Origin of the sequence: Ensifer sp. Root142, assembly GCF_001426785.1 — a bacterium.
GTDB classification, from domain to species: domain Bacteria; phylum Pseudomonadota; class Alphaproteobacteria; order Rhizobiales; family Rhizobiaceae; genus Ensifer; species Ensifer canadensis.
The window spans coordinates 186,287-212,864 of sequence record NZ_LMFK01000002.1 but is presented as its reverse complement, the minus strand read 5'-3'; the positions used below and the strand labels follow the sequence as shown (position 1 = coordinate 212,864).

Annotated in this window: 23 protein-coding genes and 2 pseudogenes; 10 read left to right on the top strand and 15 right to left on the bottom strand. The window is 58.4% G+C overall.

The features are described 5' to 3' along the window. Nucleotides 1–301 precede the first annotated feature (301 nt). The 3 genes from ASD52_RS05905 to ASD52_RS05895 all read left to right on the top strand — a co-directional run bounded on the left by ASD52_RS05905 (nt 302) and on the right by ASD52_RS05895 (nt 3,876). The gene (locus tag ASD52_RS05905; RefSeq protein ID WP_057223569.1) at nt 302–2,635 is read left to right on the top strand and encodes a PBP1A family penicillin-binding protein; all 2,334 of its coding nucleotides are present in this window, start codon (nt 302–304) and stop codon (nt 2,633–2,635) included. 124 nt (nt 2,636–2,759) lie between these two features. After that, a complete protein-coding gene (locus ASD52_RS05900) occupies nt 2,760–3,149 on the top strand; it encodes a hypothetical protein (RefSeq protein WP_057218557.1) in 390 nt (129 codons plus the stop codon). Between the two features lie 211 nt (nt 3,150–3,360). Then, a complete protein-coding gene (locus ASD52_RS05895) occupies nt 3,361–3,876 on the top strand; it encodes an alpha/beta fold hydrolase (protein ID WP_337797723.1) in 516 nt (171 codons plus the stop codon). Between the two features lie 539 nt (nt 3,877–4,415). On the opposite strand, the gene aac(3) is transcribed toward ASD52_RS05895, so the two are convergent. Further along, the gene (gene aac(3) / locus ASD52_RS05890; protein ID WP_057218559.1) at nt 4,416–5,234 is read right to left on the bottom strand and encodes an aminoglycoside 3-N-acetyltransferase; all 819 of its coding nucleotides are present in this window, start codon (nt 5,232–5,234) and stop codon (nt 4,416–4,418) included. A gap of 396 nt (nt 5,235–5,630) precedes the next feature. Here aac(3) and ASD52_RS05885 point away from each other — a divergent pair, with 396 nt between their 5' ends. Together ASD52_RS05885 and ASD52_RS05880 are read left to right on the top strand one after the other, a co-directional pair. Then, complete coding sequence (locus ASD52_RS05885) at nt 5,631–5,846, top strand: hypothetical protein (RefSeq protein ID WP_057218560.1); 216 nt, start codon at nt 5,631–5,633, stop codon at nt 5,844–5,846. Between the two features lie 769 nt (nt 5,847–6,615). Next, entirely contained in the window at nt 6,616–6,861 is a 246-nt protein-coding gene (locus tag ASD52_RS05880; RefSeq protein WP_057218561.1) for a hypothetical protein, read from the top strand. Nucleotides 6,862–7,133: 272 nt separating this feature from the next. On the opposite strand, the gene ASD52_RS05875 is transcribed toward ASD52_RS05880, so the two are convergent. From ASD52_RS05875 to ASD52_RS05845, 7 genes and pseudogenes are all read right to left on the bottom strand, one after another. Then, entirely contained in the window at nt 7,134–8,438 is a 1,305-nt protein-coding gene (locus ASD52_RS05875; RefSeq protein WP_057218562.1) for an adenylate/guanylate cyclase domain-containing protein, read from the bottom strand. A gap of 31 nt (nt 8,439–8,469) precedes the next feature. After that, nucleotides 8,470–9,189: a DUF4405 domain-containing protein gene (locus ASD52_RS05870; RefSeq protein ID WP_057223566.1), complete on the bottom strand. Its 720-nt coding sequence runs from the start codon at nt 9,187–9,189 to the stop codon at nt 8,470–8,472. A gap of 16 nt (nt 9,190–9,205) precedes the next feature. After that, complete coding sequence (locus ASD52_RS05865) at nt 9,206–9,688, bottom strand: cytochrome P460 family protein (RefSeq protein WP_057223564.1); 483 nt, start codon at nt 9,686–9,688, stop codon at nt 9,206–9,208. Between the two features lie 13 nt (nt 9,689–9,701). Next, nucleotides 9,702–10,244 carry a cupin domain-containing protein gene (locus tag ASD52_RS05860; RefSeq protein WP_200954004.1) on the bottom strand — a complete coding sequence of 181 codons (543 nt, stop codon included), beginning with the start codon at nt 10,242–10,244 and terminating at the stop codon, nt 9,702–9,704. Continuing rightward, nucleotides 10,241–10,603: a carboxymuconolactone decarboxylase family protein gene (locus ASD52_RS05855; protein WP_082557491.1), complete on the bottom strand. Its 363-nt coding sequence runs from the start codon at nt 10,601–10,603 to the stop codon at nt 10,241–10,243. The genes ASD52_RS05860 and ASD52_RS05855 overlap by 4 nt, the downstream gene beginning before the upstream one ends. Before the next feature lie 142 nt (nt 10,604–10,745). Further along, nucleotides 10,746–11,809 (bottom strand): annotated as a pseudogene (locus ASD52_RS05850) (alpha/beta hydrolase). A gap of 62 nt (nt 11,810–11,871) precedes the next feature. Next, nucleotides 11,872–12,951 (bottom strand): alpha/beta fold hydrolase, encoded by a 1,080-nt coding sequence (locus ASD52_RS05845; protein ID WP_057223561.1) that lies wholly within the window; start codon nt 12,949–12,951, stop codon nt 11,872–11,874. Nucleotides 12,952–12,991: 40 nt separating this feature from the next. Between ASD52_RS05845 and ASD52_RS05840 the strand changes: the two genes are divergently transcribed. From ASD52_RS05840 to ASD52_RS05830, 3 genes are read left to right on the top strand one after another with little or no spacing between them, the layout of a single operon-like run. Next, nucleotides 12,992–13,219, top strand: coding sequence for a hypothetical protein (locus ASD52_RS05840; protein WP_057218570.1), 228 nt, complete (start codon nt 12,992–12,994; stop codon nt 13,217–13,219). Between the two features lie 29 nt (nt 13,220–13,248). Further along, nucleotides 13,249–13,971, top strand: a complete 723-nt coding sequence (locus tag ASD52_RS05835; protein ID WP_057218571.1) for a response regulator — start codon at nt 13,249–13,251, stop codon at nt 13,969–13,971. Continuing rightward, on the top strand, nt 13,968–15,395 hold the full coding sequence (locus ASD52_RS05830) for an ATP-binding protein (RefSeq protein WP_057218572.1): 1,428 nt from the start codon (nt 13,968–13,970) through the stop codon (nt 15,393–15,395). Before ASD52_RS05835 ends, ASD52_RS05830 begins: the two co-directional genes overlap by 4 nt. A 499-nt stretch (nt 15,396–15,894) precedes the next feature. Here ASD52_RS05830 and ASD52_RS05825 read toward each other — a convergent pair whose 3' ends face one another. Together ASD52_RS05825 and ASD52_RS05820 are read right to left on the bottom strand one after the other, a co-directional pair. Further along, a complete protein-coding gene (locus ASD52_RS05825; RefSeq protein ID WP_057218573.1) occupies nt 15,895–16,101 on the bottom strand; it encodes a hypothetical protein in 207 nt (68 codons plus the stop codon). Between the two features lie 503 nt (nt 16,102–16,604). Beyond that, nucleotides 16,605–17,015, bottom strand: a complete 411-nt coding sequence (locus ASD52_RS05820; RefSeq protein WP_057218574.1) for a PAS domain-containing protein — start codon at nt 17,013–17,015, stop codon at nt 16,605–16,607. 363 nt (nt 17,016–17,378) lie between these two features. Here ASD52_RS05820 and ASD52_RS40705 point away from each other — a divergent pair, with 363 nt between their 5' ends. Together ASD52_RS40705 and ASD52_RS05810 are read left to right on the top strand one after the other, a co-directional pair. Further along, nucleotides 17,379–17,786, top strand: a complete 408-nt coding sequence (locus ASD52_RS40705; RefSeq protein WP_057218576.1) for an alpha-hydroxy-acid oxidizing protein — start codon at nt 17,379–17,381, stop codon at nt 17,784–17,786. A gap of 850 nt (nt 17,787–18,636) precedes the next feature. Beyond that, nucleotides 18,637–19,913, top strand: a pseudogene (locus ASD52_RS05810) (MgtC/SapB family protein). 855 nt (nt 19,914–20,768) lie between these two features. Here the strand turns inward: ASD52_RS05810 and ASD52_RS05805 are convergent. The 5 genes from ASD52_RS05805 to ASD52_RS05785 form a co-directional block, all read right to left on the bottom strand. After that, the gene (locus ASD52_RS05805) at nt 20,769–22,079 is read right to left on the bottom strand and encodes an extracellular solute-binding protein (RefSeq protein ID WP_057218578.1); all 1,311 of its coding nucleotides are present in this window, start codon (nt 22,077–22,079) and stop codon (nt 20,769–20,771) included. A 77-nt stretch (nt 22,080–22,156) separates the two neighbouring features. Beyond that, a complete protein-coding gene (locus ASD52_RS05800) occupies nt 22,157–23,008 on the bottom strand; it encodes a carbohydrate ABC transporter permease (RefSeq protein WP_057221680.1) in 852 nt (283 codons plus the stop codon). Then, on the bottom strand, nt 23,005–23,886 hold the full coding sequence (locus ASD52_RS05795; RefSeq protein WP_057223559.1) for a sugar ABC transporter permease: 882 nt from the start codon (nt 23,884–23,886) through the stop codon (nt 23,005–23,007). Before ASD52_RS05795 ends, ASD52_RS05800 begins: the two co-directional genes overlap by 4 nt. 1 nt (nt 23,887) lies before the next feature. Further along, nucleotides 23,888–24,985 (bottom strand): sn-glycerol-3-phosphate ABC transporter ATP-binding protein UgpC, encoded by a 1,098-nt coding sequence (gene ugpC / locus ASD52_RS05790; RefSeq protein ID WP_057218581.1) that lies wholly within the window; start codon nt 24,983–24,985, stop codon nt 23,888–23,890. A gap of 26 nt (nt 24,986–25,011) precedes the next feature. Next, entirely contained in the window at nt 25,012–26,520 is a 1,509-nt protein-coding gene (locus ASD52_RS05785) for an alpha-N-arabinofuranosidase (protein WP_057221678.1), read from the bottom strand. Nucleotides 26,521–26,578 lie beyond the last annotated feature (58 nt).

Below are 26,578 nucleotides of genomic sequence, written 5' to 3'. Positions count from 1 at the left end.
CGACCGCCGAGGCGCTCAATTCGGATGCCGAGGTTGGACGTGCGGGTTACCGCAAACCCGCGGCAGGAACAAAACTAACGATGTCCGTACTGCGATGGAAATTCGACTGGCAGATCATCGAGCGCCTGAATTTGCGGATCACGTACTCCAAGTCACGATGAACGACGAAGCGCTTGGCGTTCGTTACAGCCAGGCCGCTCGTACTCGGTCTCTATAGCGATCGCGGCCGGTTGGCATCAACGCCTTTCTTCTGCCCTTTCTCGCACTAATTTCTTAGAAGGAACAATATCGCCGGCAGGAAATGACCCACTCCGCTGACAGCCCAAATCAGACCGATGATGAAGATACCAATTCTTCGACGATTGGGGTCGAACCAGAAGCCATTCGGGCAGCGGTGGAGCCGGCTGTCAGCTCTAGCGACAGCGCCGCTGCGGTTGCATCGTCAGACGAGAGCGAGCCGCACCCACCCGCCTTTACGGAAAGCAAGCGCGCACTTCGCCATCTTGCATCCGCTTTTCGCCGCGATCTCGGCACAGTCGGACAGCGTTGCCTCGCAGGTTCGCCCGCGCTGATCAAGAAGCTCAAACTGGTCGCGAGAGCTTCGCGCGCCTCATTCCCCCCCAAATTTCGACAGAGGGCGGCATCAGCCATGGCCCCCCTCCGCAAAGGAATATCCGGTGCAGTAGGCGTCGTCTCCACGCCGGCATGGTTTCCCGCCTTGCGACTTCAGCCTCGCTCATGGAAAGCCGGGATCTTGATGGTGACGTTGACCTTTGCGATCTTCGTGATCGGAATGCTGATCTGGGCACTGAAGGATGTGCCGTGGCGAGAAATCGCCGACGGCTCCCTAAAACCTATCGTGGTCCTTGAAGCCGCGGACGGCCAGCCAATCGTAAGACAAGGTCCTTTCCAGGGCCCCTACGCCCGATACGAGGAATTTCCAGCGCATTTGGTCGATGCCGTACTTTCAATCGAGGATCGGCGGTTCATGGATCATTACGGAGTCGATTTGAAAGGCATCATGCGGGCCGTATTGAGAAACTTCCAGGCCGGCTCGGTCGTTCAAGGCGGCAGCACGATTACCCAGCAACTGATCAAAGTGCAGTACCTTGAAAGCGATCGCACGCTGAAGCGCAAGCTGCAGGAACTGGTTATCGCGTTCTGGCTCGAGTGGAAGCTTGGCAAGCGGGAGATCCTCACGCGATACTTGAACTCCGTTTACCTCGGGTCCGGCGCGACAGGAATGCCCGCGGCAGCCCGGATCTATTTCAACAAGGAGATTGCCGCACTCAACGTCCAGGAAGCTGCGATGCTGGCCGGACTGTTGAAGGCGCCGAGCCAATTGAATCCGATCGACAATTTCGAAGCCGCACGCGAAAGGACGACAACGGTCCTCGACGCGATGGTGGCAAACGGCAAGCTCGCAGCGCAAGATGCGTCCGCCGCCAAGGCGAAGTTTGCCGAATTGCATCCGACCACGCCGACGCGGCGCTCGGGCAGTTGGTTTGCTGACTGGATTTCGCCCCAGGCCGGCGAAATTGCAGGTGCCTCTCCAGGTTCGACAACAGTGCGCACGACGCTGGTGCCACGCCTTCAGCAGCTTGCCGAAGATGTCGTCGCTCGCAATCTTGATAAGGAAGGGAAAACTCTGGGTGCGTCACAGGCCGCACTGGTCGCAATGACGCCAGATGGAGCGGTGGTCGCGATGGTCGGCGGACGCGACTACAAGGCCAGCCAGTTTAACCGCGCCGTTGCCGCGAAGAGACAGCCTGGCTCAACGTTCAAGCTTTTCGTCTTCTATGCCGCATTGAAGAACGGACTTACCTTGCGTGATCAGGTCTTCGATGGCCCGATTGAAGTCGACGGGTGGTCGCCGCAAAACTCGACAGGCCGCTATCATGGATGGGTAACAATTGCGGAAGCCTTCGCCCGATCTCTCAATGGTGCAACGGTTGCGCTGGCGCAGGAAGTGGGCATCGAGAATGTTGTAGCGGCCGCAAGAGAGCTCGGAATCGATGCTCCACTAAATCCCGTGCCGGCATTAGCGCTCGGATCATCCGAAGTCAGTCTGCTTGACCTGACGGGCGCCTATGCCTCGATCCGCCTGGGAAAATCGCCGGTCGAACCTTGGGGCGTAATCGATTTTCAGGCGTCGACCCAAACCAAGGCGTTCCGCGTCGGCCCGCTCACAGCCGCTTCGACCGATCTCTCCACCTACCAACAGGATCTGGTGAGCCTATTGCAGCTTGTGGTCGAGCGCGGCACCGGACGTGATGCTTTCCCGGGTTCATTTGCAGCCGGAAAGACCGGCACCAGCCAGAACAACCGTGACGCCTGGTTTGTAGGTTTTACGGAAGATCTTGTTGCCGGCGTCTGGGTCGGTAACGATGACGACACGCCTATGAAGGGCGTCACCGGTGGTGCGCTCCCGGCGCGCATTTGGCGGGATTTCATGCAAGCGGCAATGGCCCAACCTGAACCTCAGATTGATCCAGATACAGGGCTGATGACAAGCCAAGAAGGGCCAGCAGCGTCCTGCAATATTAGGGCTTGCGCGCGGAGCTATCGATCGTTTCGAGCGTCCGACTGCACCTACCAGCCTTATCGGGGAGAGCGCCGGCTGTGTGAGCGGTAGCTGTTCGCGATACGATCATATTTTCAGACGAATTATGATTTTTGCTCGATTGGCAGTCTGTCGGGCCTCGAGGGGGAACATCTGCCGTCCGAAGTGGTTCTCCTTATCACCAACGGAGATAGCTATGAACATCATCGGACAACAGGTGCTTTCCGACCCAGGGGGCGTGATGACTGTTGAATGGGTCGCAGAGGGTGGCAACGTGATCTCGGTTCGGCTGCAGGACAGCGAACACGATCTGGACGTTGATAGTGCCGTCGCAAAGGCTAAGGCGCTCATGGTCCAGGTGGCCACGTTCGATAAGGTCGCCACCGAGGTGGAGCCAGAGACAGATCCCCAGGTATCGCCCGCTGTAGAATCACTGCGCAGCGCGCGCACCGCCAAGGACACGGGCACATTGGAGGAACAGCTTGACGAAGGTCTGAAGGCGTCTTTTCCAGCAAGTGATCCGCCCGCCGCCACCGTTAGCACGATTCCCACGGGAAGAACTGATCATCCTGACGCCAAATCATGATCACAAACGGTGACGCGGGCAGTCGTTCATCCACCGGAGGATGCGCGGAGCGGGAGTTTCGTCATTTGCAACGAAAGTGCAGATCGCCGCACGATGACACTATTTTGGAAGTTGATCTTATCCCCAGAAAGGGAAGCCCAAGTCCGCGCCTCGATGGAGGAGAGTTCAAAAAGCGCTTTCTGCAACAGTTTCAGGACAGTTCCTCGATAGGATAACAGGCCTCATCATTCAGAACGGCGACATCTACGAGGATTTCATGGGCCCCAAGTATGCGGCGCTGAAATCCTGGTGGGCGGATCGCACGACCGAGACGCACCGGGTGTTGGAAGACGCGGTATCGGAAGCAGGCTTTCGCGCGGAATTTGTGGGTGAAGTGTCGGCCGAGGTTGCCGCACGAGTTCCCCCGGATTTGTGGAAACTGCATTGGCCCTTGATGAATACGCCGGAAAGACGAAGGATTTCAGTCCGGCTGATCGAAATCTGGGAAGAGAATTTTACCTGGTTTCCCCGCTATCAAGCCTATTTGCGCCAGAACCAGCCTTCGACTTTGATCGTATGGGGACCAGAAGACGGCTACATGCCGGCCCAGTCTGCCCGAGCCTATTTGCGTGATCTGCCGAATGCGCAGCTGCATCTGATCGCTGGTGCCGGTCACTGGCTGCTGGAAACCCACTTCGATGAAGCACGAGTGCTTGTGCGCGAATTTCTTTCTCGGCTGTCCGCATGACTTCGGGGCAAGTTGCCGCACTTGAGCCTGCCGCACGCTTCGGGTTTTCACAGCCCGGTAGGATGATTGCGGCGATCGACTACTTGGGTATCCGGTCGATCATGGCTGCGTGCGCCTTACAAACTGGAATGTGGAGGAATTGGTAGCCATCACCATTCGATCAACCGGGCGAAGATCTCGCTGATGCCGGGGATTGTATTCAACAGCTTCACATTGCATTGGCTTTGGTAATCGCCAGGATCGTTACCAACTCCCCGCCTGAATGGCGATCGAGGATGATTAATCGGGCGAAAGACCGTCAAGGCGTCGCGAACAAGCAGCGAACATCCACAGGACATACCGTGTATATCTGGTCTGGATTAGCTTCCCCGGAGTAGGAATGAGTTGAGGGCGCCTGTTGGCCTAGACGGCCGGGGCGAAATAACACTGACTTTCGTCATCATGGTCAAAAATTCAAAGCGATGCCGTGATCCATTCTGCGCTCATAAGCAATGCCGATAACGAGGAATCCGTTCACCGCCAGCGGAGCCAGCCCAGCATCAGGTAAGTCCCGCCGCGCCAAAATTCCGCTCAAGATACTCGACGCCAAATTCGACGATGTCCTTGGCATCGAACAGGTAGCTGTGCGCACGCGCCACCGGGCCTTCGCGATGCCGACCCAAGAGCACGTACGCATTTGCAATCGTTTCGACGGCATCGGGCTCTCCATCGATCGCAAAGCAACTCAGGATGCCGTTCGAATCGAAGTCTTCCGTATGCGCCCAGATGGTTTGGCCTTGCGGGTCGAGAAGCGGCATCTCATAGGTCACGCGGCGCTTTCCAGGAATTTCGGCTATTGCCTCGGCATAGTGTAGAACAGTGACGGCATCCAGGGGAGCACCGAGCAACAGCACCTTTCCGCCCCGCTTGACAAAACGCTCCAAGGGAGACCCTTGACCGAATGCCCGTCCGAGAACATGCGGCTCGATCATCTCTCTTGCAAGCGATCCCACCGCGACCATGGATGCATCCGGGTGCGCACTGCGCAAAGCATCCGGCGTATCGACGAGGTACTGGTTAAGGACGCCAAAGCCGCGGTATGTTCCCGCCGTCTCGGGGTGGAACGGTGGCCAATTCCGGCGTCGCTCCTCGCTCAATTGGGCGCCGTTCAGAGTCTCGTCATAGGGTGATCGATCCCATGAGGCATAGCCCATCAAAGTGCCGTTCGGCCCGACGGCCTCAAGGATCGATGCCACAATGGCACGCGGGCCACCCTCCACGGCGCCGATAGCCTTCAGCGATGCGTGCACCATGAGTAGATCGCCAGATTGAACGCCCAGCGCTCGAAGGTTGCCGGTGATTGTCGCTTTGTCGTTCATCTATCGGCTCACCCCTCACGCGTTTCGTGTAGGCCCTGGGCGATATCTAGCCGATCGACTACGCACCGGATGACCAGCACCAGGCAGAGAAATTCATGGTGGCATCGTCCCATCGATGAGATGCTCGTGCAATGCGCGCGAGACGCACCCACAGACCGCCCGCAAAGCGCGAGCGGAACGTGGCCCCCATATCTCGCCAAATAAACCCGCTGCCCGACGTCGGCGATAGCCTCCCGGCCCCTTCAGCAAGGGCCTTTTCTTTATGCGCCACTGCGTCCTCTACCAGAAGCAGTCCGCCGCCATAAAAATCTCAACTTTTGCTCACTTGGAGCCAATTGGAGATTTCGCTATCTTTTCTCCCCCGGTGAAAGCGATAGCTCATAGAGGGAGGTCTATATGGCTATTCAGTTTGACCAGTCAGGCTTTGAACTCGCACCTCAGCAGATCGGCACCCTGCAAAGGATATTCGATCGAATTTGCTTCGAAGCGAGAATCCCGCGCCAAGACATTCGCGCACGCCGCCTCGCAAAATTCTTGATGGATGAACTCAGGTTCGGCAATACTGATGAAGTGGCATTGACCGAATGTGGCCGCTGGTTCTGCAGGCGGTAGCCCCCACACCTCGTATTCAGAGCGAACAGCCGACCTGGATGCACCACTAAGCTCTGTCATTTTCACATGGAATGCTCCGTGCAGTGGCTGGAGCTAATCCAGATACTAAGCCTTTGTGATAAATACTGCTGGAATACGCCACAATCTCCAAGGAGTGACAACAAAAGCAGCTGGGACCTTCTTCGAGAAGGTCCGATCTCCACGCGAAAATCCCAGAACGAGGGCTTGATTACGGCAACGTCCGCCTATCCCCGAGGGGCCGGCTGGGATTAAGGCTATGAGTAAAAGTGATTGGACTTCGCACTGAGGTGATAATGCCTGACCACTTCAAGAATTTAGTCGGCGTCTCCAGGGAAGCAGTTCGGGAAAGGCACCTCCCCCTAGGCAGTGAAGGAGCCGCGCGGCGCGCCTGATCAGTCTGAGGCGCCTAACGAGATGGCCAGATAATTCTGGTTCTATGACGGTTCGAGAACGGAGAACCAATGTCGTCCACCTTCATTCGAAGGTGCCAGCAAGACCCGCCTCGTTGATGCGGCGTGTCATAATGGAACCATTCTTTCCGGTTTCGGTTGGAGTCCTGAGGTTTAAAAGCTGCTGATCGGCGGTGGACTTCGGAACGATTGTCTGGAGGCTTTGATGGTCCAACTACCTGCGTATCGCCGGCAGTAGGACGCGTCGGGCTGCCTGCCGCGCCGAGCTTCGGCGTAGCCCTGTCACGGTCCTGGCATCGTAATGTTCATACGTCCCATCACATCGGAGGCGAGATAAAATGAACCGCTGGAACAAGGACGGCCAAGGCAACATAAGGGTGTCGCCTATCATTGGCTGGAAGACCGCGACGCTTATAAACCAGAACTCCGATGTTTTCCTTCGCCTCGAATTCGGTGTCGATCACGATCTGGAACAAGTTTCGGCTTTGCAGTTTGGACTCACCGCCCTCCAAGCCAAAGCACTCGGAGAACAACTCGCCTCCCACGGGGACAAGTTGGCTGGGATAGTCAAGGTGATCAAATAATGACCAAGCGAACGACCGAACACTTGGCTTTCAATCGGAATTAACAGCCCGTTTGGAAGAGGCCAGTCCGACACCACTGTGAACTCACAATCGCCTGGCGGGTTTCGATGTTGTTCACGTCCGAGGAAATCGCCGCTATCTCAGCCTCCATTTCAAATCGCGTCGGGCCGTTAAGTACCGATTACGGCAGGAAGTCCGTGAAGAATGCACTTGGGGTCGCTGAAACAGCGGATCAAGCGCCGAGCTCGAATGCAGCGGCGGGGCTGACCCGCTCAGCGCCTGAGGGCAAAAACCTCGACCGCGGTTTGACGTCCACGCACCTGCACCGATCCCATCGCAACTGCATCAACGCAACTCTCACGCGCGGCGTTAAATGTGGAGCCGCTAATGAGGCAATCGGTTGAAAACTCCTTATTCAATTCCTCGAGTCGCTGCGCCAAATTCACCGTGTCGCCATACAGTGTGTAGGTGTGACGTTCCTCACCCCCGACGGTCCCGGCGGCCACCTGGCCTGTAGCAACACCGATTCTCAGACGGAGCGCGTGGCCTTCGAATTCGCGTAATGAAACCAGAGCCAGCAGATCGCGAGCGGCGGCAACCGCCCGTGCCGGGTGGTCTTCGGCGGGAAGTGGCGCATTGAAAGCCGCGATCAAGGCATCACCGATGTAGTTTACGACGACGCCACCGCGCTCATCGATGATCGCCGTCGCCGCGCTAAAAAAGCTATTGAGGATGGTGATCACGCGCGAGGCCGGCAAACTTTCCGACAGTCGCGTGAAGCCTTCGATATCGGCAAAGATGATGCTAGCCATGCGCAGCTGAGGTGCGAGCTGCCCGGAATGAATGAGCTGCTCGGCGACTTGCGGCGGGACGTAACGCCCAAAAATTCGCTGTATCCGGGCGCGCTCCGCCTCGATGGCAGCATTCGCGCGGACCACGTTGCGCGCACGGTGGACCGCCAACGCCGCGATACATGTCACGAGCAGGATCACCACTCCCTCGATCACGCGAACTGGAATGCCGAGGAAGTCGGGACTGAGGAGTACCGCAAAGACTTCCGTGCGCGAGGGCGAAGACGGCAGATCCCCCAGACTAACGATCTGTTCCATGCCCGATATGATCCAGACGGTAGCGACAGCTAGACCAGTCACGGCACAAAGGCCCGTCCATATGACCAGCGCAGGCGATAGCGCTAAAATGGAAGCCGCAACAATGACGTAGTAATATTCGGTTCGGCTGGAAAGAAAGACGAGATTCTGCGGAATATCACCCCCGCTACTGAGTGGTGCGAATGCAAGTATGGCGCTCGCTGCCGCCGCGTCGAATGTGAACAAGGCAAAGCGTGCCATACGTTCATATCGGCTGTTGACCGGCCGAAGCGAGAACGTGCCAATTGCCGCCGTGGAAAGGACCGCGGCCGCTGCATAGGCGTTGTTGGGGTAGGCATAGAGCGAAAGGTAGAAAAAAGCGAACGCAACCAGGGCACCGGTTCGGCCAATGACAGCAAGCCGGAATCCTTTGCGTTCCGCCTCAGCCAGCGCCTCGGCAGCGGAGGATTGACCACGGTCCGATTGCACTGAATCAGTTATTTGAGTTCCTCCGCAGCGATTAACGTTTCGATAGTACGCGAGCTTGGCCGTCAGCAGTATGGGACGTCCGACAGTTTCTGGCCTGGGCCCACTTCAGAAAGTAAAACGTCAGGCAGATGTAGAGCCCGGCAACCGCGAGGCAGTGGATGAAGAAGCCCGCGACCGATTCCTCGAAGTTCCACCAGTCGAGCGTTACCTGCATGGAGAGCTTCGTGCCGATGGCAAGTGCGAACGAACTCCAGACGCCGTGGAGCGCGATGAGGATGGCGATCGCACGAAGCGCCAGGGTACGAGCGACATTTGGCTGTTTGATGCCGGTGAGCTTGCGCGCCACGCCCATGAGCATCGGCCAGCGCAAGCCCAGATGGACGGCGACGATCACCAGGACCCAATAGGCGGCGAGCGTGTGGATCTGCCGCACGGTGAAGCCACCATAGGCTGACATCACTCCGGAGAGCGCGTTGGAAATGAGCACGCTGGTACCAAGCAAAGCCAGCATCGCGACGAGCAGCAGAAGGGTTACCGCGATGTTGAACAGGCCGCGCGCCTCATCCCGAGCCTTCGAGATCGTGCCGTACCAGCGGCGATTGAACACGTTGTGCACAATGATCAACAGGAACATGGCGGTCCCGGCCAGTTCATGCGCGACGTTGCCGAGCCACCAGTAGGAAAATGCAAACAGCAGCAATCCGGCGGCGATGAGATCGAACACCAGCCGCGTAAGGAATATAGGGTTCAAACGCTCGACCTCCCGCTTATTCGACCGGCGTGCCGGTGAACCGGGGGATGCGATAGGCCGTATAAAGGTAGTCGCTGTCCTGCTGGCCGCTATGGCAGGACTGACAGCGCGCCGTGTTCTCATCCATGTTGATCGATTTGTCCGGCCAGAACCACTGGAACTGCCAGTCGGCGGTACGGCGGCTTGTGTCATATTCGGCGCCGAACCCCTCGCCCTTTTCCATAACGAAGTAGCGATAGAGTTCGCCATCGCGATGGTCGACCAGCACGAAATGGGTGCCAGTCGGGATCGGATGGCCGTTCTTGACGGCCTCCATGGCCGCGGGCGTCGTCATGATGTGTTCCATCACGTTGCCGCGCCGAACGGTCGTATAGTGCACCAGCGCGTCGAGGTCAGGAAACTGGACGCGGTTGGGTTCCGCATGGACCTGCCAACCGACGAGAGAGGCGGCGCAGGCGGCAAGCGCGCTCAATGTGACGGGGTATGCAATTCTCTTCATGGAGAGGCTCGCTTTAATCTCTAAGGACGGGATTGGCTGGGCGACAGACCGCCATACGGGCGGCCTGCAAGAGCTTCGCTTCGTCGGAAACCTTTTCCATCCATTCGACAGACTTGCCGTCGAGCGCTTCGGAAAAGGCGATGTGGCTCCCGACCGTGCTGCTCGCGCCGTGCCAATGCTTGACGCCTGGCGGGATCCAGACGGTGTCTCCCGGGCGGATTTTCTGAACGGGGCCATCTTCGTGTTGCACCAGGCCAACCCCGTGCATCACGATCAGAGTCTGGCCGAGTGGATGCGTGTGCCAGGCGGTGCGCGCTCCCGGTTCGAAGGTGACCGTTGCGCCGCTGATCCGCGCATCACCGCTGCCCTTGAACCGATCGTCGACGCGAACGGCGCCGGTGAAGTTCTCGGCCCCGCCTGCCGTAGATGGCTGCGATCCGGCGTGCGACACGGTGACCGCCTGATCGGATTGGGCCCAAGCGGCCGGAGCCGCAACGATGAGCGAGGCGAATGTCATGGCAGCGAGTTTCATTGCGTTCCTCTGCCTCGGCGTCATTTCTTGAAGACGTCCTTGGCGATCGCAAGAGCCGACACCGCGCTCGGCCAGCCCGAATAGAAGGCAATGTGGGTGATGGTCTCGATCAGTTCCTCTTCCTTGACGCCGTTCTGGCGCGCGATATTGAGATGGGAGCGAAGCTGATCAGGCCGATTGAGGGCGATGAGGGCCGTCACTGTGACCAGGCTGCGGTCACGCTTGGAAAGCTCAGGCCGCTCCCAGATGTCGGCATAAAGCACTTCATCGGTCAGTTCGGCCATCTTCGGGGCGATGTCGCCATAGAGTTGCTGCGCGCGCGATTGCCGCTTGCCGGCCGTCGCATCGGGCGCGGCGGGTTTCTGATCCTGGGCGATAGCCATGGTTGAGATTCCTCCGAACAGGCTGGCTGCGATGAACAGATTTCTTGCGAGCTTCGTCAATGTGGGACTCCTCGAATTGCGGAAGAACGCGACGCCCCGCAACTGAACCGGGGCGTCATCGCTAAGCGACGGGATCAGCGGGTTACGATCGGTCGGAAACAAGGGTTCGGGCGAAGAACGGCGTCAGCTTGCCCATCGCGGCATCCACATATTCGGGAACCCAGTAGGTCTCGATATGCGTTGCACCCTCGATCTTGAACAGTTCCTTGTCCGTCGTGCCGGTGGCCTTGGCGAAGGCATCCTCGGTCATGTAGAGGCTGTCGGCCTTAGCGCCGGCGATCATCAGGAGCGGCTGGTCGATCAGTTCGATCCGATCGGTGGCATCCCAGCGCATCAGGTCCAGCAGGCTGCTCATCGTGTACTTGAACGTCGAATTGGGATGCGCGTGCGTCTTCCAATAGTACTCGTAACCCTGCCGGTACATTTCAAAAGGCAGTGCAGCGATCTGCTCGTCCGTCAGGTTGGCGTCGCCGGCATAGAGAATTTCTCCGCCGGCGACTTCTTGGGCGCGGGCCTGCGAAACCTGCTTAAGGCGCTCCTGGATGGTGCTCAGTTGCGAATCCGCGAAGCCATTGCGGCGAACCCGCCCGGAGTTGAACATGCTGAGCGTCGCGATAGACACGAAGCGCTTGTCGGTTTTCGCCGCCGCCAGCGAATACCCGCCGCCGCCGCAGATGCCGAGAAGGCCGAGGCGCGCGACATCGACGCCCGGATAGCGGGTGATGAAGTCGGCCATGCCGTGGATGTCTTCGATGCGGTTTGAGGGTTTGTCCACGCTGCGCGGCTGGCCGCCGCTACCGCCCTGATACGCGGCGTCCGCAGTGATCGTGATGTAGCCCTGTTCAGGCGCTGGGCATAGAGGCCCGCGACCTGTTCCTTGATCCCGCCATTGGGGTGGGCCACGACGATTGCAGGATATTCCCGGCTCGGATCGTAGTTTGCCGGAGTGTAGACGTTGGCGACGATATCTAGGCCGTTCAGCTTGTACGTGACCGGGTGGATATTGACCTTGCCCGGCTCGTTCTTCGTGATCGCGCCTTCATAGACCAGGGTGAACGGGTTCTGTTTGTAGTCCGCCGCCCCGGCCGCGCCAGCCGAAAACCCCGTCATTGCCGCCAAAACCGCCGCCTTTACCGTACGCCTCATATCGATAATCCTTTCAACTGTTCAGTGTTTGGAGATCACGGCGTGCATCGCCGTGATGCCCGTCAGTCCAGTTTCTTTTCGATCAGGAACGTCGAGACCTGATCCGCGATCTCGAGGTTGTTCAGGTCGGAGAATGGGAAGTGCGTGTTGCCCTTGATGCCGATCTCGGGCAGGTGCACCAGCTTAGCGTCACCGCCACGCTTGTTGATCGCCTCGACCCAGAGCTTCGCCATGGCGAGGCGCACACGCCAATTGTCCTGTCCACGCTCGTTGGTCGGCTCGACTGGAAAATTGTCGCCGTAATAGATGACGATCGGGATACGGGTCAGCTTCTCGAAGTTGGCCAGCGGCACGGCTTCGGGCTTCAGGGTGCCGGCCGCGCTCGGCATCTCAGCTGGAAGTTCACCTTCCGGGAAGATGAAACCGCTGCCCGGTTCGAAGGCGACGATCGCCTTGACGTTCTCATTCTTGATCGCCGTCAGCCAGCCCGGTCCACCGGCCTGCGAATGGCTAAAGAGGATGCCGGGGCCGGTCTTATCAAACAGCGCAGCCATCGCATCCGAAATCACACCGGCGTCGTAGGGGCCGGTGTTCGGCGTGACCGAACGAAAGAACTGATCCAGCGTCTCAGGCTTACGATTGAACTGCACGTTGTCGAAGTAGTTCGGCCACTTGCCAATGCGGAACTGGTCAAAGAACAGCTGGTCGTTGGGCGTCGGCTCGACCACCGTTGCAACGGTGCTGTTGCCTGCGCGACCGCGGCGCGGCTGGTCGACAAGATATACGGGGAAGCCGCGGCGCAGGAAGATCGTCTGGAACCCCTCGCGCCCGTCCGGCGTCGTCTCCCAACTGCGCGCCGACTGAAACGCGCCATGCAGCATGACGATGGGCAGCGCCTTGGCGTTCTGCGGAACCTGATAGAATGCGTAGAGATGGTCGCCGTGGAAACTCTGTCCTTCGGCGCTCGGCTTGTTGTTATCATAGGTGCCGGGCGTTTTCGCCACCGTTCCGCCGATGGCGAAGCTTGACTGCTCCCTGATCGTCAGGGGTTCCATTCGATCGGCCGCCGCCACATGGGACGATGCAAAGATGGCGGTCAGCAGTAGTGCCGGAACGGCGTTTCTCAGGCGTGTGGCGTACATGGATCTCTAACCCGTCCTCAGAATTGCGGATGTTTGCAACATGCTTGTTGAAACGTCGGATGCCTTTGGTCCGGCCGCGTCGAAGAAGCTCTTCGTCGGCAAGCAATGTGCGTTTGGGTATAGAAAAATTTTGTCGCAGAGCTTTGTCAGCAACCGCAGACTTTGTCGCAAAATGTACGAACGCAACAAGGTCTTAAGAGCTGTCGCACGCGCGGCTGACACACTCTTTTACAAATTTCAAAATGCGCCGATCACCCCGCTGCTGTAGTGTTTCTTCCAACAGATCGGATCTGCTGAATGGAAGAAACACTTCACATCGCCGTCGTTGACGACCACAGGGACATACGCGACCTCGTCGGTAAATACCTGGCCAAGCAAGGCTATAGGATCAGTCTCGCAGAAAGCGGCGCTGCACTGAAACGCATCATGGCGCACGGCGCGATCGACCTCATCGTGCTTGACGTGATGATGCCAGGCGAAGACGGCATCTCCGTCTGTCGCGAGATTAGAGGAACAAGCCAGGTACCGATCATATTCCTGACCGCCGTGACGGAGGAGATGGATCGCATCGTTGGCCTGGAGATCGGTGCCGACGATTATCTGGTGAAACCGTTCAACCCGCGAGAGCTGCTGGCGAGGATCCGCGCGGTGCTGCGCCGGGTTAACAGCCTGCCCCCACAGTCGAGACAGTCCAGCAAGGCGAGGATCATTCATTTCGCACATTGGCGCCTGGATGTCGGTCGGCAGGAATTGACCGACGCCGATGGTGTCGGGATCCCGCTGAGCACGGCCGAATTCCGGTTGCTGAAAGCCTTCCTCGAACATCCCGGCATCGTGCTCACGCGCGATCAGTTGCTCGATCTGACGGTGGGCAGGGCCGCAGATGTGTTCGACCGCAGCATCGACAACCATGTCAGCCGTCTCAGAAAGAAGATGGAAGAGGATCCTAAAAATCCTTCGATCATCCGGACGCATTGGGGCGGAGGTTACAGTCTTTCCGCCGATGTGGTTTCGGAATGATCTACTGGTGGCGCAGGAGCCTCGCGGCGCAATTCATTGGGTTCGTGCTGGTCACGCTGATCGTGTCGCAGGCGCTATCCTTCTTCATATCGCGGAATGAACGCGAACGTGCCTTGTACGCTGCTTCCAAGAGCGAGTTCTATACGCGCGCCACATCCCTTACCCGGCTGATGGGATCCGTTCCGGCCAGTTTGCAGCAGGAAGCCTTGGAAGCCAGCGAGACGGCTCATTCGCGTTTCTGGATTTCTGACAGCGAGCCTGTCGATCCCGATGCCTGGCGCAAACAGGCTGCGGACGAACTGGCGCGGCCGCTGGCGAATTTCGTCGATTTCCCTCAGCATGCGGGTTTCAATGTCTCCTCAGCCATCGATGATGCCACACGAGACGTGATTGCCTCGGCCAATGCCGGCCAGCCATGGGCCACGCCCTCCGAGGCAACGTGGAATTTGCCGCAGGCTGCCAGGTTCATGCCTCTTGGCGGCAACGATGGGGTCGGGTTTGGCCTCGCTGTCCAGCTGGGCGACAGCACGTGGCTTAATACGGCCTACTACACCGACTCTTCGGCACCCTGGTGGAACTCGCAAACGCTCTATTCACTCGCAGCAGCGGCCACCTTTCTATCTGTGATTGGGATTTTTGCCGCCAACCGCATCGCCCGTCCCCTCAAGCGGTTAGCGGCGTCAGCAGAGGCGATTGGGAGAGGAGAAAACGTACCTTCCCTCCCGGAGGAAGGAACAGACGACATCCGTCAGACGACAGCGGCCTTCAACCGGATGCAGGCCCGGCTTTTTCGCTTCATTGAAGATCGTACCCGGATGCTCGCGGCAATCGGCCACGATCTTCGCACGCCTCTGACCTCGCTTCGGCTCAGGGCAGAATTCGTCACCGATCCGGACATTCAGCAGCGGATGCTCGAGACGATCAACGAGATCCAAACCATGACGGAAGCGACGATTGCTTTTGCGCGCGGCGAAGCAGCGGCGGAAGAGACGCGCACCGTCGACCTGAACGCGCTGGTCGGCAGCCTTTGCGATGACCTTGCGGAAATGCATCAGCCCGTCGTCTATTGCGACGGGGAAAAGTCGACCTACCGTTGCCGCCCAGACAGCCTGCGGCGCGCCATTCGCAACATCATCGAGAATGCTGTGCGGTACGGCGGTGAGGCACGCGTACACCTTCATGATGGGGATCAGTCCATCGATGTCGTTGTCGAGGACAATGGAACGGGCATTCCCGAGGAGATGCATGAAAAAGTGTTCGCCCCGTTCTTTCGCCTCGAAGCCTCCCGAAACCGCGAGACGGGCGGTGTGGGGTTAGGCCTTGCGATCGCAAGGACGATAGTCCGGCGTCACGGCGGCGATATTGTCTTTTCTCACGGCAATCCGGGCTTCAGCGTAACGGTCAGTCTGCCAAAGAAGCCATAATAGTTTTCTGTAGCCGTGGAACACCGCTCGTGGCTTGGGTGCTTACGGTCCGGTGCTTGTCTGGGCACGAAAAGTCTGCCGCCCTGAAAAGCAGGTGAACAGGCCGGCGATATCACCGCCAGCAACCGCATGGCATCTTCGACGTAACCGGACAAGTCGATTTGCTCAGACGGTATGATCTCGCGGCGAAGGCGGCTCACCCTCGCGATCGAGGGGCTTTGTAGTGGCGGAAGCCGTACCCAAACTCAGCGAGGATGAAGCTAGACGCAGCGTCGGTCTGAACGCCTCGAAATTGAAGATTTATGTGACCATGCGCGGATGGCGAGCGGGGTGTGAGGTAAGATATCTCGGGTACATAACCACAGATCCGGCGCCCTGGGACGGCGGCGCCTCTTCTGATCTCAAGAAACGGACAGGCCGCTACCCACCCAATCCTTAGTACCAACGTTGCTGAGCCACTGAGGCGCAGAACGAGCTACATATGAATTCGAGCGACACACTATTTCCAGGCGGCTTCGTTCTTCAACTCATAGTCGGTGAATGCTTTTACCAATCCACCAAGGACTTCTGCCGAAGTTTCGCATAGGGCTCTCAATTGCGTGTCGTCGACGGCATTGACGTCTTCGCGCAGATGCTGGATGAGGGCGTTCATTTCGGATTTTATCTTGTTGGTGTGATGCGCTGAACTGAAGACGGAAGTGGTCATGATGTATTCCTTCGTCGCGAATCGATCATGTCTCTTAAACTCTCAACCGCTCCGTTGGTTCATTCGAGCTTTAGCCGGCCGTCATGCGCCCTGGAGCACTCGGCGACGCGAGTTGTCAGCGGCTTATCATCTCTGGGCAGCCCTAACGAAAGAGCCCTGGTCCAGGAACCAGGGCTCGTCCGATGACTTTGAATCTTAACCTGCAAATATCCAGCAATCGGCGCCGCAATATGCCTAGTTTGTTAGCAAATTCGTCAAGACCAGGTTGGTGCCCCGCAGTGCAAGTCTATGGGTACGGAGAAGAAAATCAATTAATTCTTATGGGTTATCGTGATCAAACCTCAAAAGGTCCAACACCGGTTGGCCGGCGGTCGGTGGACCAACGAGATGTAGCACCTGTGCCGTTCAATCGGCGAACAGCTTGGTAGCGATTTCGCGACAGGCTGTTACCAGGTCAAAGGACTACAATCCTCCCGGCCGCGTGCTGTCCCGCCGCAAGCAAATCAGTGTTTTCGGTTGTCGTTTGTTGAGGTCGCGCTTTCCAGAACCACGATACCCGAATAGAGAACCGGACTGCCTTTGCGATCGCGGAAGCATCTACCGAAGGCAATGACTGAAACATAGCGGCCACCATGCGTTTTGACGCGATAGGCGGATTGCTGCGCCCGCCCTCCAACTATTGTTTCGGTGATCTTCTTTGCCAAGCGTGGCCGATCTTCGGGATGGACTCGATCAAGGTAGAGTTTGAGGGGCAATCCGCAATTGGTCTCCTCGGCGACAAGACCGAAAAGCTCCGCCAAGGCGGCATCGCCATAAACAAGGTCTTGGGCAATATCCCAGGTAAAAATTCCAGAGTCCGTTGTATCCGCATCGGGCAGATCCACAACGAACGTGCGCTCTCCAACCTCTACCATCGATCCTCCCTGTTTTGGGCTACACGGTTGTAGACAATGCCCTCTAGGGGCATCGTCAATCCCAGCGTCACAGTCGATTGGCGATTTTACATCTCCGGCATTCGCAGCCACCAATTTTTTCCCAAAAATCATGAAGATTTGTTTGTCGCGGCATCCGATGCTGTCGTCTTCAAGCGAATTTAGATAGACCTGCGCCCGCCTTGAATTAGCATAAACTAACAACTCCAGCCAAGATCGAACAATCGCTAGGGGGCAAAAGCGTGGGCACGACCTTGCTGCAGCAGCAAATCTCGCAAATGCGGCCTGTCGTTCCGACCATAACCCCCAAGAGCCGGTCAAATTCACCGGGAAACCGGCAAGGCGATGAATACCATACCGCCCAATGATTTCAGCTATTTCGAGATGATCAATGACCTGGTGCAAAAGGAACCGGCAGAGGCGCTCGATCCAGAGATTATGGGGTCGCTGGCCGCACTTGGCATCATCAAGGGCAAGCCCTTCGAGCCCGACGCCCAACGCCGCAGCTACCGATCGGTTGCGCTTGTAGGCCTATCCCGAACCTGCCGACTTATGCCGAAGAGAGACCCGAGGGCTTGGTGGTCAACGAGCGCGTGCGGGAACATGGATTGCGCGCCGACGGCGGTCGACGCGCTTCCCGGGATCGCCGACACCGTGGGCGGACGCATGACCATCCTCGCTGACAGCATCATCTGCCGTGGCAGCGACATCTCGATCAATGTCGGGCATGCTGCGCGAGTCGTCAGCGCATGAGGCGGCGGGCAGTCTTGCTAGTGCAGCGGGTCGGCGTCCGCGGTGGATTTGTCAGCGGCCAGCCCAAATAGAAGGGTTGCGTATATTCGCGCGCCCTAATGGAACTTTTAGCATCAGGTCCGATTCTACAATTATTCACCCGGTCACAAGGGGCCATCTCGCAGATGCAGCCTCGCCGACGCAGAAGAAGCCGTGCGGACGAATTCTTTCGATTGGGAGAATACAAAAGCCAAGGTGTAGTGGGCGGTTTGTTACATGCGTCGATGGAAAGCTCGTCGCGTTGGGCACGACCATCGCTGAGACGGTCAAGTCGGGGCTAGCGGGGGATGGGATGGCATCATTGGTTAAGGTAAGACGATCGTCGCCTGCGCACCAACCCACCAAATCTTGTCGCTGGGGGAATGAACCCTCGTCGAGACGGGTTCCATAAAGCGGCATAGGAGTAAAACCGGACGGCTCACCCCCGGGGGGGCAGGCACGATGAAGGGTGAGATACCGTCCGGCTCACTCACAACTGCCAAAACTTCTTTCGAATAGAAATGTTCCATCGTGTTCCTGCCGTTCGGACAGAGGAAGATGCTCACGACAGAAATCCCCGCCAGCAGGTTGGCTCGTTCCCACGTTAGACGGGTGTACCCGCGAGATGACGTTGCCCACCGCGTCGGCGACAGTGGGCGCCCCGTCTGGTCGAAAGTCACCGCGACCGGCTCCCCATGGGCGTATCGCGTGCGCCGATGAAGAGAATGTCCTTTGGCTGGTCGGCTGGTTGACCGTTACGGAACTGCATGAATGTCACTTTGTAACCGCTGTGCACGCTGTCCTTCCGCCCGCCGGAAGATTATGATTTCGAATGGAATTTGTTGAAGCCTTCCAACGACTCGGTGTGGCGCTTGCAATCGGGCTCATTGTGGGTTGCGAGCGAGGCTGGCAGGACCGCGATTTGCCATCCGGCGGCAGAACCGCGGGCATCCGGACGTTCGGACTTTCAGGTTTCCTCGGCGGACTTGCCGGCTATCTCCACCTACGATCGGGTCCTGTCATGCCTGCGGTGCTGCTATTGCTCTTCGGCACTGCTTTCGTCATTTTCAAGCGGCGCGAGGCGGAGGAAGAAGAGGATTACGGCGCAACGACAGTCATCGCGAGTTTCGTGGTCGTCGCGCTTGGCGCGGTTGCGGTCGTGGGCGACATACGGCTAGCCGCCGCCGGTGGGGTTGCAACCATGGCACTTCTTGCGGCCAAACGCAGCCTGCATGGCTTTCTCCGGCAATTGACCTGGCGGGAGGTTCGAGCAGCCCTCGTTCTTCTTGCCATGAGCTTAGTTGCTCTCCCGCTGTTGCCGAACGAGCCCATCGATCCGTGGCAGGCGCTAAACCCATTCGCGCTGTGGCTGCTGACGATCACGATCGCCGCCATCTCCTTTGCCGGCTATGTCGCAATCCGCGTTGCCGGCCCCAATCGCGGAATTCTGTTTGCTGGTGCCGCCGGTGGACTGGTCTCCTCCACGGCGCTGACACTCTCCTTTGCTCGCTTCGCAGCTGACGCACCGGAGAGTGCTCGGCGACTGGCTTGCGGCGCGGTGATTGCCGGCGCCCTGTCGCTGGTCCGTGTCGTCATTATCGGTGCCGTCATAGCGCCTGTTCTCCTGGTACCTCTCGCGATCGTGTTAACGCCGGCCGTGTTCGTGCTACTGGCTGCAAGTGGTTTGATTCTGTGGCGAAGCGGCGGTAAGCGTGATGCGCCGGATCTTCACCTGAAAAACCCATTCGAACTCGGCGAGGTAGTTTCGGCGCCCTGCTCGGCGGCGTTACCGTGGCGTCAAAGTTTCTGGTCGAGAGAATCGGCCAGGTCATGCTTTTTGTGGTTGCCGCTGTCTCCGGCCTGATGGATCTCGATGCGATCACGCTTTCGACTGCACGGCTTACGCCGACGTCGGTCGATCTCACAACTGCCGTCGCGGCGATCCTGATCGCGGTGATGATCAATTTGCTGACGAAAGTGGTGCTGGCCTTTTCAGCCGGCGGCAAAGGATCATACGCGCTCACGCTCGCTTTGGCGACGCTTGCTGCAATCGCCGCAGGTTTGTTCGCCTATTTCGTGCTTGGTACCAGCTTTCCCAATTCTCAGTAAGCAGCACGTCCCAGCAATCCGAAAATCGACGAGAGTCGCTTCGCCAGCCGTGCGATTGGCGGCAGTAAAGGCGCGCAGCCGAGATCAATCACCGCCGCCGCAAGATTTCTTTTGCAGTGGCCGGGACGCGGTTACGAGGTCTGACAGGCTCGCCGTTTGGGTTCGGCGCTGGCGTCTCTCTCGTGTCTCGGCACGGATGATTGAGATCATCGGGTTCCGGTATCGTTTCCTGGTGCTTGGGGCGGCGGTCCGCTTGCTTCTTAGCTACAGTAATTTTCTTGGGCATAGCCAGTTACTCCCGTTTCAACAAGAGGAAGCGGCGTGTGGGGCTTAAGGTTCCAAAGCAAACGTGAATTGAAGCGGGCTCAGCTCGAATTGGTTTTCGGCACCGAGTTCGGTGAAGGCGAGAAAGGCTACCCACCCGCCGATCGAACGCGCCATTTGCTACCGGTTCCCACCAAAAATCCCGTTTGGGCCAGGTTCAAGGCATGGAAGTAACGTTGAGATCCCGCCGTCGGCTTCATCCCTCACCTCGATACCGAGACACTCCTCTCCGGTCAATTTCTCAAGCCGATGAACCGTCCCGGCACTGCCGCAGACCAACGCGTCTGACCTGCGGGCGGCGCAGTCTCCCAGTGAGCAAAAGCGGCCTGGTCGGAGACGATCCCGTTACCACCCGCCATTCCGGGGGAACAAAACTGTGCTTTAGCGGTTATATTAGTGCACGCGCAAAAAAACGATCCAGATGATGATCCGTCGGGATCGTGTGCAAGGATGACCTTCGCCACGGAGGTCATCCTTTTTTGCATTCGGGCGTGGGACCCAGGTCCCACGCCCGAATTGGTCTGTTTGCCATCAGAGATTGGCAAGCAGGTCGTTGATGCGGCTCTCCGCGCTGCCAAGAGCTTCGTCGACTGTTTTGTCGCCGTTCACGGCCGCGCCCACCTCTTCGCCGATGATGTCCTGGATGGCGAACTGACGCTGGACAGCACCGGGCAGCGAGCGACCAGTCTCGGCAATCTCGGCGATGTTTTCACGGTGCGGCAGCGAGTTGAATTCTGGCATGTCGAAGACGACCTTGACCGCCGGAAGGTGACCGGTGCGAGCCCACTGGAAGTCGTTCTCGGCGAGGAACTTGAAGAGCTTGCCGATCGCTTCGATCTGTTCCGGCGAGCGATCCTTGTGCGGCATAACCCAGCTGTGGCCGTCGGCATAGGTACTGTCACGACCAGGATAGAGCTGCGGGACCGGATAAACGGTGTAGCCCTTCGCAAGAGCCGTACCCTCCTTTTCCGACTGGGCGACGAAATCGCCAATCAGCCAGGTGCCGTTGACCGCAATGCCACCATCGCCATTGGTGAAGGCCGTAACAGCAGCCGCATAGTCGAGACCGGTTGTCGTCAGGCCTACGTCCTTGATCTTCTTCATCAACTCGACGACGTTCTTGGCTTCCGGCGTGTTCAGCGTGATCTTGGTCGGATCGGCGAAGAAGTCAGCGTTCTGCTGCTGCAGCAGCGTGTAGAGTACACGCGCATAGGCGGCCGTCTCATTGGCGAGGATCTGCACGAGATAGGGCTTGCCAGTCTTTTCCTTGAACTGCTTTCCCTGAGCTATGAGTTCGTCGGCCGACTTCGGAAGAATAGGCGTGCCGTCTGCGTTCACGAGGCCGGCTTCCTTCATCAGGTTCATGTTGACGTGGAAGAGCATGGTCCAGTTGTCGAAGGGCAAACCGAACATCTTGCCTTCCTTGGTCACTCCGTCACGGGCGGCATCCGTGAAACTGTCAGGCGAGATGCCTTGGGTGGAAAGAACCTGATCGATCGGGTCAATCAGGCCCCGCGACTGGTAGTCAGAGATCGCGGAGTAGTGCATGGAGACGACATCTGGAGCGGCGCCCGATGAGAGCTGGGCGTTGAGCTGGTCGTAACCCGGCCATTCCACGGTGGTCACATTGACGTCGATATCCGGATTGTCGGCCTCGAACTTGTTGACCAGCGAAGTAATGATGCCGCACTCGCCGACGGCCTTGGAAACGTCGGTGACGGAACCATACTCTGCGTCGCAGGCGCCGAAGAAGCGCTGCAGCTCGATCTTCGTCTGCGCGTGGGCCGAGGTGCCGCAGGTCAGCGCAATCAGTGCTGCCGTACTGAGTAGAAAACGTCTCATGGTATATCTCTCCCTTTGAGGGGCTCTCGCCCTGGTTCAAGCCTGCTGCGGCCCTTTCCTCCCGGCCACAGCAGCAGTCACTTCACAGCACCGCTCGAAACCGCGGTGACGATATGGCGCTGGAAAATCACGTAGACGATCAGCACGGGCAGGCTGGCAAAGACGGCCTGTGCGCTGAGGAAGCCGAGACCTTCGCTTTGGGCGAAATTGGTCTGAGAGGAGGCGATGCCGATGGTGAGCGTGAACATCTCCTTCCTCGTGGCCGAGATCAGCGGCCACCAGTAGTCATTCCAGGCATGCAGGAAAGTAAAGATACCAAGCGTCGCCTGGGCCGGCAGCGTCAGCGGCAAAAGGACCTTCCAAAAAATGCGCAGCGACGAGGCATTGTCGAGCAGTGCCGCCTCGTCGATCTCCTTAGGGATCGCCTTGAAGAACTGGGTCATCAGGAAGACCCCAAAGGCAGAGGACATGCCAGGCAGCATCAGCCCGATATAGGAGTTATGCAGGCCAAACCAGTTGACCATCTGGTGACGGGCGATGATGACCGCCTGCTCGGGCACGGCAAGGCCGAAGAGCACGATGACGAAGATCGTCTTGCGAAACGGAAATTCGAGGCGCGCGAAAGCATAACCTGCAAGCGAGGACAGGATCAGCACGCCGGCCGTCTGCCCGATCGCAACTACGACGCTGTTGAAGAACCAGCCGAAGGCCTGCGACGAGTGGATGATATTGACGTAATTGACAAGCGTGTAGGGCAACTGGAACACCGATTCCGTGCCGAGCATCAGCTCCTTATTGTCCTTGACCGACAGGCCGACGAGCCAGGCGACGGGCGCCATCATGACGACCGAGAGCACAATGGCGATCGTAAGCAGCGTCCGATTACCGGTCAGGGCCTCAGGGCGATAGGTCGTTTGATCCGTGCTCATTCGGAGGCCTCCGTCTTGCGCGTCGAGACCACATACTGCGCCATCGCCGCCACGAGAATGATGAGGAACAGGAACTCGGAAGCTGCAGCAGCCTTGCCGACATCCCAGCGCACGAAGCCTACTTCGTAAATATACATGACCAGCGGTCGAGACGTGCCGTTGGGGCCGCCATTGGTCATGATCTGCGCCTGTCCGAAAAGCTGAAACTGCATGACGATCTGGATAATCGTGACCAGCATGATGGTGCGAGCGATCGAGGGGAGCGTAACGCGGGTGAGCACGCGCCAAGGGTTGGCATTGTCGAGTGCTGCTGCTTCATAGAGATCGTTCGGGATTTGTTGCAGAGCGGCAAGAAACAGCATCATCGGCAGGCCGAGGCACCACCACACGGTCGCGACGCCAACCGAAAACAAAGACCAGCCGCTCGTCGAGAGGAAGTTTATCGGCTGTACCCCAAGCTGTTCAGAAACAACCGCCAACAGTCCGTCACCGGGGATGAAGACGAAACGCCAAATCAGCGTCACGATCGTCACCGAAAGTACTGACGAAGAAAAGAACAGGCCGCGCAGGAACGAGGTTGTCCGTGTCGTTTTATTGAGGGCAAGTGCTAGGAAAAGTCCGAGCGCCACCAGCGACGGCACACTCACAAGCACGAAGACCATCGTGTTGCGCAGAGCCTGCAGGAAAACTGGGTCGGCAAGCACGCGCGCATAGTTTCCAAGACCGACGAAACGACCCGGCCCGAACAGATTGGCCTTGTGCAAGCTCAGCCACGCGCCCCAGAAGAGCGGAAAGACGAGCAGCGCCATAAAGACGGATAGGTAAGGTACGATGAAAAGGCCATTGCTCCACTGGCTGCGGCGATAACTCTCGGCCATGTCAGTCGCGCTCCGAATGGTGGGCGATACCGGCGGCGTCAAAAAGATGGATGGCAGTCGTATCGATAGCGATCTGCAATATCTCGCCGCCGCGCGCCTCGCTGCGTCCGTCGGTTTCGGCCGTCAACTTAGTGCCGTCAGACATTTGTCCGTAGATCAGCGTGCGATCGCCAAGCCGCTCGACGACTTCGGCCGTAAGAGCAATGCCTTCCTGACCGGCCGGCAGGACGGCCACATTCTCGGCGCGGATGCCGAGGCTTGCACCTTCTGGCGAAAAACTCGGTGGCAAGCGGAAGGCAGCATGGATGTCGCCAAGGCCCCTCGTCCCGAGCGTCAGTGTGTTGCTTTTGTCGGCCACACTCTTGATCGGCACGAAGTTCATGGCTGGCGAGCCGACGAAGCCTGCAACAAACCGGCTTGCGGGACGTCGATAGATTTCCATCGGTGTGCCGATCTGCTCAATCCTGCGGTTCTGCATGATGACGATGCGGTCGGCGAGCGTCATCGCTTCCACCTGATCATGCGTTACGAAGATCATCGTGCTGCCGAGGCGGCCGTGAAGCTGCGCAAGTTCCAGCCGGGTGCGCCCGCGAAGGGCAGCATCAAGATTAGACAGCGGCTCGTCGAACAGGAAGGCCTTCGGCTCCTTGACGATGGCGCGCCCTATCGCCACGCGTTGGCGTTGTCCACCGGAAAGTTTCTGTGGCTTTCGATCGAGAAGATGGGCGATTTCCAGCGTTGCGGCGGCCTGCTGGACGCGACGCCCGATCTCCTTCTTCGGCATGCCGATGTTTTCTAGGCCGAAGGACATGTTCTGGGCGACGGACATATGCGGATAAAGCGCATAGGACTGGAAGACCATGGCGACGCCGCGCTTGCCTGGTGGCAGCGTGTCGACGCGCTGATCGCCCACCGCGATCGTGCCGCTCGTCACATCCTCCAGACCTGCAATCATACGCAGAAGGGTGGACTTACCGCAGCCCGAAGGCCCGAGGAAGACGACGAACTCGCCTGCCTTGATCGACAGCGAAATGTCGTCCAGCACGGTAAGCGCACCGTAGCGCTTTGTGACGTTGCTGATCTCGATCGATGCTGACATGGTCCCTCCTCCCTGTCGTTGCCGTCTTACGCGCCGAGCCGGATCATCCGGTAGCTCAGCGGCGCGATTGCGGCGACCAAACGCCTGCCAGCAACCGATGCACCCGAGCCATCCCGCGGCTCGATCGCTTCGCCTCCGGGACCATTGACGGCGCGAAGATCGTGACCCTCCATGACCTTGTCCATGATCACCTTGCGGTCGCCGAAGCCTTCAAGAGCGAGTTCAAGCTCGATCGCTTCCTTCTGGTGTCGGTTGACGATGAAGAAGGTAAGGGCACCATCGGCCTCAGTCTCGACAGCGGAAACGTCGAGATAGGCGACATTTTCTGCAAAGTCGGTGGAATAGCCGGGGCAGTCCAGCGCCAATTGCAGCGCCTTGCCTCGACCATATCGCGAGGCGTAGGCGTAGGGGAAGAACGTGGTCTGCCGCCAGGCGGGTCCACCCGGGACAGTCATGATCGGTGCGATGACGTTGACGAGCTGTGCCAGGCAACCGACCTTTACCACGTCCGAACGGCGGATGAAGGTGTTGAGGATGCAGCCGACCTGCAGCACATCCTCGAAATTGTAGATGTCTTCCAAAAGCGCCGGGGCATGCGGCCAACCGTCGTTGCCTTCCAGCACCTTCCGGTCGGCCTCACGCGAGTGATACCAGACGTTCCACTCGTCGAAGCTGATATAGACATCCTTCTTCGAGCGCTTCTTGGCCTTGGTGTAGGTGATCACACCGGCAACGGTGGCGATGTAGTCGTCAAGACGGGCGTTCTGCGCCAGATAGTCAGCCGTGTTTCCTGCATGATTATCGAAGTACATGTGGAGGCTGATGTAGTCGATGGAATCGTAGGTGTAATCGAGAACCGTGGCTTCCCACGCCGGGTAGGTCGGCATCTTCGGCGAGGACGAACCGCAGACCACAAGTTCGATCGACTTGTCGAAGGCGCGCATGGCCTTTGCGGTCTCGAACGCGATGCGGCCGTATTCTTCCGCCGTCTTCTGGCCGATTTGCCAGGGGCCATCCATCTCGTTGCCCAAGCACCACATCTTGACGTTCCAGGGCTCGTCGCGGCCGTTCTTGCGGCGAAGATCCGACCAGTAGCTGCCGCCCGGATGATTGACATATTCGAGGAAGGCGCGAGCCGAATCCAGGCCGCGCGACCCGAGATTGACGGCGAGCATCATGTCGGTGCTGGCCGCTTCCGCCCAATCGGCGAATTCATGGATACCAACGTGGTTGCTCTCGGAGCTGTGCCAGGCGAGATCGAGGCGCACGGGACGTTCTTCGCGCGGGCCGATGCCGTCTTCCCAGTTATAGGCCGATACAAAGTTACCACCGGGATAGCGTACGATCGGAACATCGGCTTCACGAACGAGGTCGATCACGTCCTGGCGCATTCCGTTCTTGTCAGCCGTCGGGTGATCCGGCTCGTAGATCCCCGAATAAACGGCGCGGCCGAGATGTTCGACGAACGAGCCGTAAAGGCGTGGATCAACGGTACTGATGACGTAACCGCTGTGTGCGGTACCGACTGCGCGCATGCTTTCCTCCATGTATATCCAAAATACGGATATATATCAATTAGTATGATAATTTACA

Coding starts and splice junctions, on each gene's coding strand:
- ASD52_RS05905 (WP_057223569.1), top strand. CDS start 302: ATGACCCACTCCGCTGACAGCCCAAATCAGACCGATGATGAAGATACC.
- ASD52_RS05900 (WP_057218557.1), top strand. CDS start 2,760: ATGAACATCATCGGACAACAGGTGCTTTCCGACCCAGGGGGCGTGATG.
- ASD52_RS05885 (WP_057218560.1), top strand. CDS start 5,631: ATGGCTATTCAGTTTGACCAGTCAGGCTTTGAACTCGCACCTCAGCAG.
- ASD52_RS05880 (WP_057218561.1), top strand. CDS start 6,616: ATGAACCGCTGGAACAAGGACGGCCAAGGCAACATAAGGGTGTCGCCT.
- ASD52_RS05865 (WP_057223564.1), bottom strand. CDS start 9,688: ATGAAGAGAATTGCATACCCCGTCACATTGAGCGCGCTTGCCGCCTGC.
- ASD52_RS05860 (WP_200954004.1), bottom strand. CDS start 10,244: ATGACGCCGAGGCAGAGGAACGCAATGAAACTCGCTGCCATGACATTC.
- ASD52_RS05855 (WP_082557491.1), bottom strand. CDS start 10,603: ATGGCTATCGCCCAGGATCAGAAACCCGCCGCGCCCGATGCGACGGCC.
- ASD52_RS05845 (WP_057223561.1), bottom strand. CDS start 12,951: ATGTACGCCACACGCCTGAGAAACGCCGTTCCGGCACTACTGCTGACC.
- ASD52_RS05840 (WP_057218570.1), top strand. CDS start 12,992: ATGCTTGTTGAAACGTCGGATGCCTTTGGTCCGGCCGCGTCGAAGAAG.
- ASD52_RS05835 (WP_057218571.1), top strand. CDS start 13,249: ATGGAAGAAACACTTCACATCGCCGTCGTTGACGACCACAGGGACATA.
- ASD52_RS05830 (WP_057218572.1), top strand. CDS start 13,968: ATGATCTACTGGTGGCGCAGGAGCCTCGCGGCGCAATTCATTGGGTTC.
- ASD52_RS05825 (WP_057218573.1), bottom strand. CDS start 16,101: ATGACCACTTCCGTCTTCAGTTCAGCGCATCACACCAACAAGATAAAA.
- ASD52_RS05820 (WP_057218574.1), bottom strand. CDS start 17,015: ATGGTAGAGGTTGGAGAGCGCACGTTCGTTGTGGATCTGCCCGATGCG.
- ASD52_RS40705 (WP_057218576.1), top strand. CDS start 17,379: ATGAATACCATACCGCCCAATGATTTCAGCTATTTCGAGATGATCAAT.
- ASD52_RS05805 (WP_057218578.1), bottom strand. CDS start 22,079: ATGAGACGTTTTCTACTCAGTACGGCAGCACTGATTGCGCTGACCTGC.
- ASD52_RS05800 (WP_057221680.1), bottom strand. CDS start 23,008: ATGAGCACGGATCAAACGACCTATCGCCCTGAGGCCCTGACCGGTAAT.
- ASD52_RS05795 (WP_057223559.1), bottom strand. CDS start 23,886: ATGGCCGAGAGTTATCGCCGCAGCCAGTGGAGCAATGGCCTTTTCATC.
- ugpC (WP_057218581.1), bottom strand. CDS start 24,985: ATGTCAGCATCGATCGAGATCAGCAACGTCACAAAGCGCTACGGTGCG.
- ASD52_RS05785 (WP_057221678.1), bottom strand. CDS start 26,520: ATGCGCGCAGTCGGTACCGCACACAGCGGTTACGTCATCAGTACCGTT.